Below are 12546 nucleotides of genomic sequence, written 5' to 3'. Positions count from 1 at the left end.
CGCGAGGCCGGTCAGTCGTCGGTGTACAACTCGTGCGACGTGTCGTTGTACAGGTTGGGATCGTAGCCCGGCGTCTTGCGCAGCTCGGTGAGGTCGGTGAAAGGCCACTCGTCCTCATCCGAAGTATTTGCAGCAGCAGCCCATCCCGCCGCCGCAACGCCCAGCATCACGAGTGCAAACCAAAACGCAACGTAGAGCAGCACCCCCAGTACAGCCAGCTTGGCTACCCACACGAGCGCGGTAGCGCCAGCTCGCGGCATGCCCTTGGACACCAACCAGTTCGACGCCCGCCGTTCGCGTCGCGCATAGGCACGCCATCCGCGGCCAAAGGCGCGGCCGAGGCGTTCTGCGGTGCTGGTGCGGGTCGTCGTGTTCATGGTCGTCTCCTGCTGTTGAGGAATGCCTATTCCAGTTTGCTCCACTTCATTCGGTTTGCGGCTTCAATGTGTTTTCTTGCTGCTTCAGGACGCTTCGTCATCCGGCCCCACCGGGCCGGGGTCGGGTTCAACGCCGATGCGGTAGGTAACAACGAAACGCGGCCAGTCCACATGGTCCACCAGGTCGATGTCCTCGATGACGCCAACCTTCGCTCCCGCACGCTCGAACAGGGCGATGCTCTTGGCGGGATAGTTGTTGCGCGACGGATAGAGCACCCCGTCGAACAGCGCCTGGCCATCATCTCCGAGCATCGCATGCACCTGGGCGGACACCCGCTGCGTGTGCGTGTAGTCGCGGCTGGCCAACTGCTCCAGGTTCAGGCCGAAGTAGCCCGCCATGACGCCCGGCGCCGTGAGATCGGCCAGAAACACGTCGTCCATCACGCCTACTGCGCGCACCATCCGGGCTTGGACTTCTTTCAGCGCGATCGAGCGTTGCGTGTCCGCAAGCCACTGGTGCTTGTGAAACACCGACTCCATCAGCGCCGTGGGCAGGTCGCGCCCCAGGTAGAGCACGCCGTAGGCCCCCGCTGGGTCATCGTAGCGATTCGTGCTGCTGCGGCCATAGTACAGCGGGCTGCCCCGATAGACGACGCGGCTCACATGCTGGAGCAGTTCACCGGCATCGATCAGGAACGAAGGCAGCTCGTGGCTCATGGCGGTCTCGCTTCAATGCACCTGGACGCCCAGCACGTTGAACACGGCCTCGGCCACGTCATCGATCGTGCCATGCGTCACCGCATCCACGGGCGAGCGACCACCCAGGCCTTCGAGGGGTTCGGACAGCGCGCGGTAGATCGTCCAGTGGTCGATGCCCTCGACCTCCTGGAGCACGGTTTGGGTCAACTGCTGCTTCACCGGGTCGAGCTGCCAGTCGGGCAGCTTCTGGCCGCGCGGCCCCACGTTCAGCGCCAGCAGCCGACGGGCGAGGATGTCCTTGTAGATTTGCTGGCGCGACTTGTCCGCCAGCTTGGCGAACTCGGCAGGCGGCAGGTTGTCCGGCTGGTTGAAGGCTTCCAGCAGCAAGGCGCGGCCTCGCTGGACATCGGTTTCAGCCGGTGTCCAGCGCGTGTCGGAGCGCAACGCGGCCGCCTTGCGCTGCAAGGCCTGCGCCACCGTTTCACCTTCCAGGTTGGCGGGCAGCGTCACCGCCTCCACGCGCTCGTGGATGAACGCCTGCAACTCAGCCGCGAACGCCGGTGCATCCCGGATTTCGACGGTATCGGCGAAGCGTCGCACATCCTCCACCGTGACTCGCGGCAGCCGGTCGGCAATGAATTCGATCGCAGTGGGCATGGTCAGCTCCCAGGTAGGTTTGAGACAGGATTCACTCTAGTCTCCTTTGTCGCATTTGTCAACTTAGTCGCCCGGGTGGGAGCCTACCTGGCGGTGTAGCGCCCCGGCAGCATAGGCCGGGGCCCAGCGCCAGGTCGCCGTCTAATCCATTCGTGCGGGTTCCGCATTGACGCTGGAGCCGCAGCCCAGGCCCCGCTATACCGAAACGGTTAAAGGCCAAAGGGTCGAAACGGCAAGGGAATGGGGTGCAAGGGGAAAGGCCCTACCTTGAAAAGGCCAAAAGGCCTCCCGCCCGGCCCGCCATCAGGACACCGACATGCTCTCCCTGTTCCAGCGAAAACGGCCCCCGGTCGCTGCCGCGCCGTCGCCAGCACCCGCCACCGACCTCCCGAAAGGGTTGATGCGGCCGGAGTCGGCCGCATCGTTGCTCGCCACCCCGCGCCGGCAGAAGCTGCTGGAACACATCTGGCAGCGCACCTCGCTTTCGCGCAAGCAGTTCGCCTCCCTGTACCGCGCGCCGCTGGAGCGCTACGCCGAGCTGGTCCAGGCCTTCCCGGCTTCCGAAGCGCATCACCATGCCTACCCGGGCGGCATGCTCGACCATGGCCTCGAAATCGTCGCCTACAGCCTAAAGCTGCGGCAGTCCCATCTGCTGCCCATCGGGGCCAGCCCCGAAGACCAGGCGGCGCAGGCCGAAGCCTGGACTGCGGCCGTCGCCTATGCCGCACTGCTCCATGACATCGGCAAGGTGGCCGTCGATCTGCACGTCGAGCTGGCCGACGGCAGCACCTGGCACCCATGGCACGGCCCGCTGCGCCAACCGTACCGCTTCCGCTACCGCGACGACCGCGAGTACCGGCTTCATAGCGCCGCGACAGGCTTGCTGTACCAGCAATTGCTCAATCGCGATCTGCTGGACTGGCTCAGTGGCTATCCATCCTTGTGGGCGCCGCTGCTCTACGTCTTGGCTGGGCAGTACGAGCACGCCGGGGTTCTGGGCGAGCTTGTCGTGCAGGCCGACCGCGCCTCCGTCGCCCAGGAGCTGGGCGGCGATCCCGCGCGCGCCATGGCCGCGCCCAAGCACTCGCTCCAACGCAAGCTGGTCAACGGGCTGCGCTACCTGCTCAAGGAAGAGCTGAAACTGAACCAGCCGGAGGCCTCCGATGGCTGGCTCACCGAGGACGCGCTGTGGCTGGTGAGCAAGACAGTCTCGGACAAGCTGCGCGCGCACCTGCTGTCCCAGGGGGTCGATGGCATCCCCGCGAACAACACGGCCGTGTTCAACGTGCTACAGGATCATGCCATGTTGCAGCCCACCGCCTCCGGCAAGGCCATCTGGCGCGCAACTATTACCAGTGAGAGTGGCTGGTCCCATGCCTTCACGCTCCTGCGCCTGGCCCCGGCGCTGATCTGGGAGCCCTCGGAGCGACCCAGCCCATTTGCGGGAACCGTGACCGTGGACAACGCCGGCGAGGCCGAGGACGGGCCGCGCCCGTCCGCACCCGACGCTGCATTGCTACCTGGAGCAGCGGTGGCAACGGAGAAGGAGCCCGCAGCAAGCAGCCGTCCAGATCAGTCGGGCGGAAGTCGCGCCATACCTCCCAGCACGCAGCGCAATCCGGCCGACCCACTGGAAAGCATGCTGGCGATGTTCGAGACAACGCCTGAGCCGGAGCAGTCCGTCGAAGCCCCGCCAGAGGGTGCCGACGATGCAGCGGTGCCGCTCGACCCTCCCGCATCGGCCCCAGGTCCTTCGGCGCCGACCGCCGCGCCTGCGCCGCACGATTTCGCCTCATTTACCGGGCGGCCATCGGGCGAGCATTTCATGGCCTGGCTGAAACAGGCCGTCCAGACCCGCAAGCTCATCATCAATGACGCCAAGGCCCTGGTACATACCGTGTCCGACACGGTTTACCTGATCAGCCCTGGTGTTTTCCAGCGCTACGCACAAGAGCATCCAACCATTGGGCCGCTTGCGAAGGACGCGGCCCTGCAGGACTGGCAGTGGGTGCAGAAGCGCTTTGAAAAACTCGGACTCCACAGGAAACAGCCATCGGGTCTGAACATCAGGACGTGCGAGGTCATGGGACCGCGCAAAACGCGCCAGGTGCATGGCTATTTGCTCGAAGACCCATCGCACATATTCGATGCCGTTCCACCGAACAATCCTTATCTGTCGCTCAAATAGCCGACTAAGAGGGGAAGTGCCACACGTTCTGTTTGAACGGGTGGCAGGCTTCAGTCGATCCGAAGAGGCTCGAACGACTTGACGAGTTGGTCCACCGCCTTGACCTGCCGCAGCAGCGGTTCGAGCGTGTCCAGTGGCAGAGCGCTGGGTCCGTCACAACGTGCATGCGCCGGGTCGGCGTGTGCTTCGAGGAACAAACCGCCAATGCCGACCGCCATGCCGGCCCGCGCGAGTTCGGGCAACTGTTGGCGACGCCCACCCGAAGCCAACGCATCCGCTTCTCGCCGCTGCAGGCTATGGGTTACGTCGAACACCAGTGGCAGGCCACTGCTGGCAACGCTCATTTCGCGGAAGCCCAACATGTCCACGACGAGATTGTCGTAGCCGAACTGCGTGCCACGCTCGCACAGCAGGACGCGCGGGTTGCCAGCCTCGTGCAGTTTGTGGACGACATGTCTGACCTGGCCCGGGCTGAGGAACTGCGGCTTCTTGACATTCACTACCCGACCGGTGCGGGCAATGGCGACCACCAGATCGGTCTGCCGGGCCAGGAAAGCCGGAACTTGCAGTACGTCGGCAACGGCAGCGACCTGCACGGCCTGCTCAACCTCATGCACGTCGGTCAAGACTGGGCATCCGAACCGCGACTTGACCGCATCGAGGACCCGCAGCCCTTCGTCCAGGCCGACGCCTCGGAAAGAATGGATCGACGAGCGATTGGCCTTGTCGAACGACGCCTTGAAAACGAAGGGTATTCCCAGCTTGCGCGTCACCTCCGCGAAGTGCTCAGCCGCAGCCAGGGTCGTATCGAGATCCTCGATGACGTTGATGCCGCCGAATAGCACGAACGGCAGGTCGTTAGCGACTGTGATCCCCTCGGAAATGGCGACGTGCAGGGAGGTGGCTGATGATATCGATCGCATAAAACTTCCTCTCGTGATGTCAACGACCGCAGGTGAAAGCTCCGAGCGTCGTCGGCGAAGAATGCCCCACGGTCTTGGACTTTGCATACAGACGCGTCCGCAACAGCGCTTACAGAGTCCGGGGTCCGCACCGGCGACTCCGCCTGTGACCACGGTCTTCCTCCAGCGGTTCACTGAAGACCGAGTGCCTTCATCAGCCTCGGCTTCTGGCTCACGAAGGTGCCATAGAACACGTCGTCGCCGACGATCGTGATCGGGGCCACGCGCACGCCGGTTCGTGACTTAGCCTCCGCGGAAATCTTCGGGTCGGTCAGGTCGCGCTCTTCAAACGCGATGCCCTGCTGGGACAGCCACGCCTTCAGCGCCCGGCAGTCAGGGCACGTCGGAGTGCTGTAGATGAGGATGTGTGGGGTGTTGGCCTGAGGCATAGTCACACCTTCACTTGCCCCGAGCGGCAAGCCAGCTCTTCATCATGGCGATCTCGCCTTCCTGGGCGGTTATGACTTCCTGGGCCAGCTTGCGGACCTCTGAATCTTTGCCGTACTGAAGCTCCACCTTGGCCATGTCGATCGCGCCCTGGTGGTGTGGGATCATGCCGCGCATGAAATCCACATCTGCGTCGCCGCTGAAGTCGATCATCATGTCCGCATGCATGCGGTCGTTGCCGGCACGATAGGCGGCCGTCGAGGCATCGCCCGAGCTGCCGGTCGTCGCCTGCTGGCCGTTGTCGCCCAGCCACTTGTTCATCATGGCGATCTCGCCTTCCTGCGCGGTGATGACGTCCTGGGCGAGCTTGCGAACCTCCGGGTCCTTGCCGTACTGCAGCGCCACCTTGGCCATGTCGATCGCACCCTGGTGGTGCGGGATCATGCCGCGCATGAAATCGACGTCGGGGTTGCCAGAAAACTGCGCCCCCATCCCGGCGTGCATCTGGTCGTTCACGGCGCGATACGCGGTCGTGGAGGGGCTGTCATTGGCCGAAGCGCTGGAGGGCATCGCGTGCCCCTGGTGACCTGCGCTGGCGCTGGCATGCGTCGCTTCACCCGACGGGTCCACCTTCTTCTGGACGGCCACCAGGCCGGCGGCGACCACGACGGCGCCCGCAATGAACAAGAGGCTGAACTTGTTGACCTTCATGAAAAAACTCCTTGAATGAGGTTGATGGGTTCACTGTAGGGCCTCCCATTGTTGGAAGGTCAAGCCCTCATTTCGCCTGTCACTTGGCGCTGCACGGCGGTGTGCCCATGCCCATTTCAGTTGCAAGTAATTCTCAACAAAGGTAGGATGTTAGGATGTAAATAAACTGAAAGGAATAGACCATGTCGCAACAGCAACAGCCAAAAGTTCACGACGCCAGCGACTTCCCTATAGTCCGACTCGAAGGCTCCAGCATCTACGAAGGCTACGGCGCCCCCTGGTGCGCGGAGATGGATGAGTTCCTCGCTCGCGGCAAGCCCTTTATCCTCATCTACGTCGCAGGCGGGCCGGATGAGGCACACGACGATCGCGTCATGCGCGGTGCTTGGCTGAAAAGCCACAAGGAGATGCTGGACGGCATCTTGCTGGCGCTCATACATGTAGAACCCGAACCGACCAAGCGAGCGCAGTTGGAGGAAATGCTGCCGATGCTCGTAAAGGCCTTTGGCACGCCGCAAGCCGCGCGCGCCAGCCGTGACGAGGCAGAGGCTCTGGGCCGGCACGTTCTCGCCGGTGGTCGCATGAACGATTCGGTATGAGCGGCCCGCGCCATGAAAAAATCAGAACATAAATCGCGTGCTACAAGCACGAATTACGTGGGTCGCAAGGTCATCGGCCCGTTCAGTCTCGCGCTGGTGCTGGCCGCGCCAGGGGCAGATGCACAAGGGCTGGGTGACCCGGGAAAGGGCGAGGTGCCTGAGGCTGTAACGCTCCCAGCGGTAACGGTCACCGGGGAAACCTCCTCGGAGACCACCGAAGGTTCAAACTCCTACACCACACCACGCACCTCTGCCGCCACGCGACTGCCACTTGCCATCCGGGACACGCCCCAAGCTGTAACTGTCATAACCCGGCAGCACATGGAGGATCAGCAGCTCAACACAATTCAGGATGCCTTAGCACAGTCAACAGGCGTCGGCTCTCGCACCTTGGGCAGCGAGCAAGTGACTTTCCATGCAAGGGGCTTTTCTATTGATAGCTTCCAATACGACGGAATCCCCACCGGCTTCGTTAATGGCGCAAGCTTTCTAGACACGGCCTTCTATGACCGCATCGAAATCGTGCGCGGCGCCACGGGCTTGCTCACGGGCGCAGGCAACCCGTCTGCATCGATCAACCTGGTGAGAAAGAGGCCGACGCGCGAGTTCCAAGCAAATGCCTCGGTGAGCGCAGGATCATGGGACAACTATCGCAGCATGCTAGATGTCTCCACCCCGATGACCGAGGATGGCCGTGTTCGCGCCAGAATCGTGGGCGTCACTCAAGATCGGCATTCATATCAAGATCGATACCAGCAGAAGAAGAACGCCTTCTTTGGTTTAGTCGAGGTCGATCTCACTCCCGATACCGTGCTGAGCATGGGCTATGACTATCAGGACATCAAGCCCAAAGGCGTCACCTGGGGCGGCGTGCCGCTTTGGTTTAGCGATGGATCAAACACAAATTGGTCGCGCTCGAAATCCATGGCGCCTGATTGGACCCGCTGGGACAACCGGTTAGAAAACGCGTTCATTGGTATCGAACACGGATTCGAAAATGGCTGGAAATTGAACGCGACCATTACCAATCAGCGCTCGAAGTCCAATGCTCGACTCCTCTCGCCGCTCGGTTACCCAGACCGAAACACCGGCTTGGGGATGATCCCGCTGGCGATCTCTGATTCAACTCCGTCCAGGCAGAACAGCTTCGATGCAATGGTCAGTGGTCCATTCGAATTACTTGGCCGCAAGCATGAGCTGGTCCTAGGGGTTCTGGCGTCTCGTCGAACGGAGGATGAATACAACAGTGGATTTGTTTATCCTTCAATGCCTATGCCGAGTATTTTCGGCTATGACGGCCAGTATCCTGAACCGAATTTCGCAGCGAACGGTTTCACCAGCACGCATACCACTATCGAACAAAGCGGCATCTATGGCGCCGTGCGCCTTTCCCTAACGGATTCCATGAAAGCTATTCTAGGCGGGCGATTCAACAACTATAAACTCGACGAATTCGACGGTAGCACACCTACGCATTACAAAAAGACTGCCAAGTTCACCCCATATGCAGGTGTCGTGTACGACATCAACGACACTTACTCAGCCTATGCGAGTTACACGGAAATTTTCAATCCGCAGTCGTCTTACCGGAATGTCAACAACCAGGTGCTCCCGCCAACCAATGGAAAAAACACCGAAGTCGGGTTGAAGGGTGAATATTTAGACGGGCGCCTGAATGCTTCGATCGCCTTGTTTGAAACGCGGCTCGATAACTTGGCGCAGGCGGAAAACTACGCGCTACCAAATGGTACGTGGGCGTATCACACAGTGAATGGGACAAAGTCGAGAGGTGTCGAATTCGACCTCCAGGGGGAACTGGCCGATGACTGGAACATCTATGGGGGCGTTGCCCACTTCAATTCCACCGACGCTACGGGCGAGCGGCTAAGTGCGTACCTTCCGCGCACAACTGCGCGTCTATTCACCACCTATCGGCTTCCCGGCGATTGGTCTAAGTTGACCGTTGGCGGGGGGGTGACCTGGCAAAGCGGCACTTACCAGAGCGCAACAAACCCACAAGGTGCCAGCGTCAATGTGGAACAGAAATCTTACGCACTAGCCTCCCTGATGGCCAAGTATCGGGCAACACGCAACATAGACCTGATGCTGACCGTCAACAACCTAACCGATCGGCGCTACACGCTTATGAGCGGGTTCTACAACCAAGTCGTCTATGGCGCACCCCGCAACATTGTGCTGACGCTGAACTACAAGCTCTGACTGCACGATCTATCACTCGCTTCAATCGCTTCAGGCAACAAGATAGCCTGACGATGGAGCGAGAAATGTGCAAGCTGCGGTGAATCCAATCGCCCGATAGGAGTCTCGTGATGGTGCTTCCCGCCCCACAACAAGCTGGATGTGGTCTTCTGGATCGCTCAGAACGGAGCTGCTTAAAGGCACGACTAACCTGAGCACCCGGCGTGTCGGCGGCGAAGGATCGGCAAGGCTCCGTATTGGGGTGAAACGGGGGCAGTTCGGCTTACGCCGAACGATGATTCAGCGCGGTGACCAGCGGCGCTACGACATTACGCACAGCCTCTGCGGCTCCGTCTGGGTCTTGGCATTCGATCGCATCGACGATCGCCTCATGGGCATCCAGGCCAGGCTCAGGCAAGTCTTCATCCTCCAGCACGGCCAGAGTGTTCATTCGAACGGAGTTCGAAAAGTAGCGGTACAACTCAGACAGCGCATTATTGCCGCATACCCGCGCAATGGCACAGTGAAAGGCCGTGTCGGCGTCCACGAACAAGGCGCACGATTCATGATCGCTTTGTTCCCCGCGCGCCTTCAGGAGACGGCGCAACATCGCCAAGTCCGCCTTGGAGCGGTTGATAGCGGCCAGTCGCGCGGCTTCGGTTTCGAGCATGCTGCGTAGCGCAAGGTGCTCGCGCAGGCTCGAACGGCCAATACGACGCATGACCTCGACAGGATCGACATTGGTGCGCACATAGGTGCCATCTCCTTGCCGAACTTCAAGCACCTGCCCATGCGACAGCACGCGAATAGCTTCCCGCACGGTGTTGCGAGCTACATTCAACATGTCAGCCAGTTCCTGCTCTTTCGGAATCTTCTCACCCACTGGCCAGACGCCATTCTCGATCTGACGGCGGATCAGCTCAATCGTCGTGTCGACCAGGGAGCGCCTCGGCGCGTGCGGAAGTGTGGTGCCATCAGTCATCGCGATTGGGGAATACTCTAAAGATAGGATCATCCAACATGGATTCACCCAATGATAGCGCATACGCATCTGGTGACGCACCTATTGGTTCGGCGGTCGCGTCAATTATTTGGCCACGAGCCACGCGGCCTTTTTATCAGCACTATAGCCTGGTCGAACGGAGGCTGATCATGGTCATCAGAGGGATAAATGAACCAGCTCGCGATGCGCCGAAGTTCCATCACGACTTGGAGCGCCTGGCCGTCCCGCAAGAGGGCGTTGTCGCCTTTAAGTACTTTGACGACTTGCTTGCCAGCATCGCACTTGTACCCAGGGTTTACAACACTGGTTCAGGCTTTATCGTTGACTCGTTCGACGAGATTTGTCTTGTCCACGCAGGGGGAAGTCCTTCACCTTCGGAGCAATTACTTGTCGCCCGATGCAGGATCTAACACCTCCTTGGCCGGCGTGTTTCTGGAGTGTGGTGTAGAACTGCGCCGTGCCGGCATTTCACTACGCCCCAGGCTCAAGGTGAATACGGGCGGATCCAACCTTTCTCAAGCCCAGCTACCCTCGACGGAATCTCTGCAGGGTTTTGGCATCCGGCGCTGCACTTAAACGGTTGTGCAGTTGGACGCGCACGGCGAACAATCCCTAACCGCATGGTAGAGCTTCAACAGTGCAGAGGGGCGTTAGAGGGGGGCTGTATGCCGCTGAACTCCAAGGCCGCAACCCCAACTCGTCCATGAGTCGCCCAGACACTCCGGCAGCAGCATGACCTGCTGCCTGTCTTGACCCTCGATGAATCTGGGCATGTTGACCTCTGCGTTCAATACGTCCGCAAACTTTACCGGACGGACCTTCAAGTTGAGAACGGGTTTTCATACAGCGTCCGGGACCGCAAACGTTCGAGCGCCTCAGCTGTTAAGGCCGTCCCCACACGCAGCGCTACACGTGTGGCGATCTCGCCATGCCCCCCCCCTTCCTAGGCTGTCACCTCCTTCTTTAAACATAGGATGTTAGTATGTTTAAATAACAATAGTAGCAATCATTCTTATTGCTCAACAACTCCTAACGATTGGCTTGCCTGAGTCTCGAGCCAATTACCAACACGGGGATACACCATCTCAGCAACGCTATTAACCGATATTCCTCACCGAAGTACATATAGAAATCCGCTGTCCCGTTACAGCAACTCGGAGTCAATCACAACATAACCTTATTAGCTTAATGGCAGAGAAATTACCTACCGATTTTTTTGAATCAGGCTTCATTTCAACAGACTTTAGAAAATCTCGACTATGAAACACATGCAGCACACTTGGGCATCCCATTCATTTCAATCTTCAAAGGGCCTGCGCCATCGCTCAGTGCAGGCGTTGGGAGCCATGTTTCTTATCCTGGCCCCGTTCGCCTATAGCGCCACCTCGCAGGAAGCACAAGAGCCAGAGAATGTGAAAGTGGTTCGACAATACCTTGAAGCTTGGAATAGCGGGAAAACCAATGATATGAAAAAAGTTCTCGACTCCAACGTCGTCTATTTCAATACTAGTAATGAAGCATCCCGCACCGGGCCGGAATCCATCACCGAAGTCTCGCAGTTTCTGAAGCAAATTTTGCCTGATCGAAAAATGAAACTCCGCTCGCAACCGATTTCATCCGACGATGGCGTAGCGATTGAATGGGAATTCACCGCCACCAAGAGAAACAGTGGCGAGACGTCACCCTCCAGCACGAATATCAGTTATTTCGGTGCGAGTTTTTTTCGCGTTTTGAACGGAAAAATTGTCTACGCCAGCGATTACTACAACCACAACACCATGCAGAAGCAGCTTCAGCCGTAGCGCAAGTCGGACCCTTGCATTCGGCGGTCCATGAACAGCTGACCTCGCCGAGCAGTCGCGCATCACCCGCTTGACGTTACAACGATGGCATGCCCCATAGTGCCATCAGTGGCTTATTCGTCGCAGGGAGCGCAACTAGCCACGTCGGAATACTCAGTGTTACGCATGCGTCATCTCAACACTCGAATAGGGAAGCGCATTCCGACCAACAAACACACGCATTCTCAATGGATTAAGGATTCCGAATGAAGCTACCGACTACAAAACAAGAACTCCTAGATAAGGTTCGCACCAGCCACCGAAAGCTGGAGGAGGTAACCGCCACGGTCCCCGCGGACCACTACAGGCGCATCGCCATGATCTGGCAAGAACAGCGCCATCACACCAGCGCTGCAATGATTCTGGTGGACGTGATCCTCTGGAATACGATGATTCTGCAGCTCGCACACGATCAGACACCTGGACCTTCGGCTTCGTTCTTCTCAGCGGACACAATGATTAAGCGCGCCGAAGGTCTTTCAGGGATGTTCCAACGCCGTTTCGCAAACAGGGACCTTTGCGAGCTGGAAACCATGCTTGCAGAGGGCCAGAACCGGGTGCTCGACATCGTGGCGCACCATTCGGACGTTAGGCTTTTCGATCCCACGACGAGCCCGATGCAAACCCTCGGACGCAGGATTCAGTTCTTCACCGCTACGGCCTACGACGACGCACTGTCGAAGATGCGGCAGTGGAAGCAGGTGATGTAACGACTGGGGCGCCCGCTAGACGGTACGCCTCCCGCATCGGCTCGATCATCTTGGATCTGATCGCAGCGGCTTTCGCGCTGCCTGCCACAGCAGCGGCACCAGGATCAGCGCCAAAGCCGGGAAGATCATCCAGTTGACCGCTTGCCAGCCCGAGCTGTGCAGGATCGACCCCGCGAGGAACGACACGGCCGCCGTGGCGGCGAAGACGAAGAA

The 12546-nt window shown here is 59.6% G+C and carries 13 protein-coding genes; 6 read left to right on the top strand and 7 right to left on the bottom strand.

The window, feature by feature from the left end; translation table 11 throughout:
• Window positions 1-11: 11 nt before the first annotated feature.
• The 3 genes from RN01_RS02655 to RN01_RS02645 form a co-directional block, all read right to left on the bottom strand.
• Window positions 12-377, bottom strand: a complete 366-nt coding sequence (locus tag RN01_RS02655; protein WP_003821127.1) for a DUF3742 family protein — start codon at window positions 375-377, stop codon at window positions 12-14.
• 84 nt (window positions 378-461) lie between these two features.
• Window positions 462-1094, bottom strand: coding sequence for an RES family NAD+ phosphorylase (locus RN01_RS02650; RefSeq protein WP_039016601.1), 633 nt, complete (start codon window positions 1092-1094; stop codon window positions 462-464).
• Between the two features lie 12 nt (window positions 1095-1106).
• The gene (locus tag RN01_RS02645; protein ID WP_003821129.1) at window positions 1107-1733 is read right to left on the bottom strand and encodes an integrase; all 627 of its coding nucleotides are present in this window, start codon (window positions 1731-1733) and stop codon (window positions 1107-1109) included.
• Window positions 1734-2049: 316 nt separating this feature from the next.
• Between RN01_RS02645 and mobH the strand changes: the two genes are divergently transcribed.
• Complete coding sequence (mobH, locus tag RN01_RS02640; RefSeq protein WP_039016600.1) at window positions 2050-3921, top strand: MobH family relaxase; 1872 nt, start codon at window positions 2050-2052, stop codon at window positions 3919-3921.
• A 50-nt stretch (window positions 3922-3971) separates the two neighbouring features.
• On the opposite strand, the gene kdsA is transcribed toward mobH, so the two are convergent.
• The 3 genes from kdsA to RN01_RS02625 all read right to left on the bottom strand — a co-directional run bounded on the left by kdsA (window position 3972) and on the right by RN01_RS02625 (window position 5981).
• Complete coding sequence (gene kdsA / locus RN01_RS02635; protein WP_197067568.1) at window positions 3972-4817, bottom strand: 3-deoxy-8-phosphooctulonate synthase; 846 nt, start codon at window positions 4815-4817, stop codon at window positions 3972-3974.
• Between the two features lie 197 nt (window positions 4818-5014).
• On the bottom strand, window positions 5015-5272 hold the full coding sequence (locus tag RN01_RS02630) for a glutaredoxin family protein (RefSeq protein ID WP_017512741.1): 258 nt from the start codon (window positions 5270-5272) through the stop codon (window positions 5015-5017).
• Between the two features lie 10 nt (window positions 5273-5282).
• Window positions 5283-5981, bottom strand: a complete 699-nt coding sequence (locus RN01_RS02625) for a DUF305 domain-containing protein (protein ID WP_017512740.1) — start codon at window positions 5979-5981, stop codon at window positions 5283-5285.
• A 182-nt stretch (window positions 5982-6163) separates the two neighbouring features.
• Here RN01_RS02625 and RN01_RS02620 point away from each other — a divergent pair, with 182 nt between their 5' ends.
• Window positions 6164-6580, top strand: a complete 417-nt coding sequence (locus RN01_RS02620; protein ID WP_039016599.1) for a hypothetical protein — start codon at window positions 6164-6166, stop codon at window positions 6578-6580.
• A gap of 12 nt (window positions 6581-6592) precedes the next feature.
• On the top strand, window positions 6593-8800 hold the full coding sequence (locus RN01_RS02615; protein WP_047219614.1) for a TonB-dependent siderophore receptor: 2208 nt from the start codon (window positions 6593-6595) through the stop codon (window positions 8798-8800).
• A gap of 262 nt (window positions 8801-9062) precedes the next feature.
• Here the strand turns inward: RN01_RS02615 and RN01_RS02610 are convergent, their stop codons facing one another.
• Complete coding sequence (locus RN01_RS02610) at window positions 9063-9761, bottom strand: FadR/GntR family transcriptional regulator (RefSeq protein ID WP_017512738.1); 699 nt, start codon at window positions 9759-9761, stop codon at window positions 9063-9065.
• Window positions 9762-9799: 38 nt separating this feature from the next.
• Here RN01_RS02610 and RN01_RS02605 point away from each other — a divergent pair, with 38 nt between their 5' ends.
• From RN01_RS02605 to RN01_RS02595, 3 genes are all read left to right on the top strand, one after another.
• Window positions 9800-10192, top strand: coding sequence for a hypothetical protein (locus RN01_RS02605; protein WP_126311850.1), 393 nt, complete (start codon window positions 9800-9802; stop codon window positions 10190-10192).
• Between the two features lie 849 nt (window positions 10193-11041).
• A complete protein-coding gene (locus RN01_RS02600) occupies window positions 11042-11584 on the top strand; it encodes a nuclear transport factor 2 family protein (protein WP_038318172.1) in 543 nt (180 codons plus the stop codon).
• A 245-nt stretch (window positions 11585-11829) separates the two neighbouring features.
• On the top strand, window positions 11830-12333 hold the full coding sequence (locus RN01_RS02595; RefSeq protein WP_017515674.1) for a ClbS/DfsB family four-helix bundle protein: 504 nt from the start codon (window positions 11830-11832) through the stop codon (window positions 12331-12333).
• The last annotated feature ends 213 nt before the right edge of the window (window positions 12334-12546 follow it).

It is taken from the genome of Cupriavidus sp. SHE (assembly GCF_000812445.1).
GTDB classification, from domain to species: domain Bacteria; phylum Pseudomonadota; class Gammaproteobacteria; order Burkholderiales; family Burkholderiaceae; genus Cupriavidus; species Cupriavidus metallidurans.
The sequence above is the reverse complement of the archived record's forward strand: the minus strand, read 5'-3'. Positions and strand labels throughout refer to the sequence as shown.

Coding starts and splice junctions, on each gene's coding strand:
- RN01_RS02650 (WP_039016601.1), bottom strand. CDS start 1,094: ATGAGCCACGAGCTGCCTTCGTTCCTGATCGATGCCGGTGAACTGCTC.
- RN01_RS02645 (WP_003821129.1), bottom strand. CDS start 1,733: ATGCCCACTGCGATCGAATTCATTGCCGACCGGCTGCCGCGAGTCACG.
- RN01_RS02655 (WP_003821127.1), bottom strand. CDS start 377: ATGAACACGACGACCCGCACCAGCACCGCAGAACGCCTCGGCCGCGCC.
- mobH (WP_039016600.1), top strand. CDS start 2,050: ATGCTCTCCCTGTTCCAGCGAAAACGGCCCCCGGTCGCTGCCGCGCCG.
- RN01_RS02595 (WP_017515674.1), top strand. CDS start 11,830: ATGAAGCTACCGACTACAAAACAAGAACTCCTAGATAAGGTTCGCACC.
- RN01_RS02600 (WP_038318172.1), top strand. CDS start 11,042: ATGAAACACATGCAGCACACTTGGGCATCCCATTCATTTCAATCTTCA.
- RN01_RS02605 (WP_126311850.1), top strand. CDS start 9,800: ATGGATTCACCCAATGATAGCGCATACGCATCTGGTGACGCACCTATT.
- RN01_RS02610 (WP_017512738.1), bottom strand. CDS start 9,761: ATGACTGATGGCACCACACTTCCGCACGCGCCGAGGCGCTCCCTGGTC.
- RN01_RS02620 (WP_039016599.1), top strand. CDS start 6,164: ATGTCGCAACAGCAACAGCCAAAAGTTCACGACGCCAGCGACTTCCCT.
- RN01_RS02630 (WP_017512741.1), bottom strand. CDS start 5,272: ATGCCTCAGGCCAACACCCCACACATCCTCATCTACAGCACTCCGACG.
- RN01_RS02625 (WP_017512740.1), bottom strand. CDS start 5,981: ATGAAGGTCAACAAGTTCAGCCTCTTGTTCATTGCGGGCGCCGTCGTG.
- RN01_RS02615 (WP_047219614.1), top strand. CDS start 6,593: ATGAAAAAATCAGAACATAAATCGCGTGCTACAAGCACGAATTACGTG.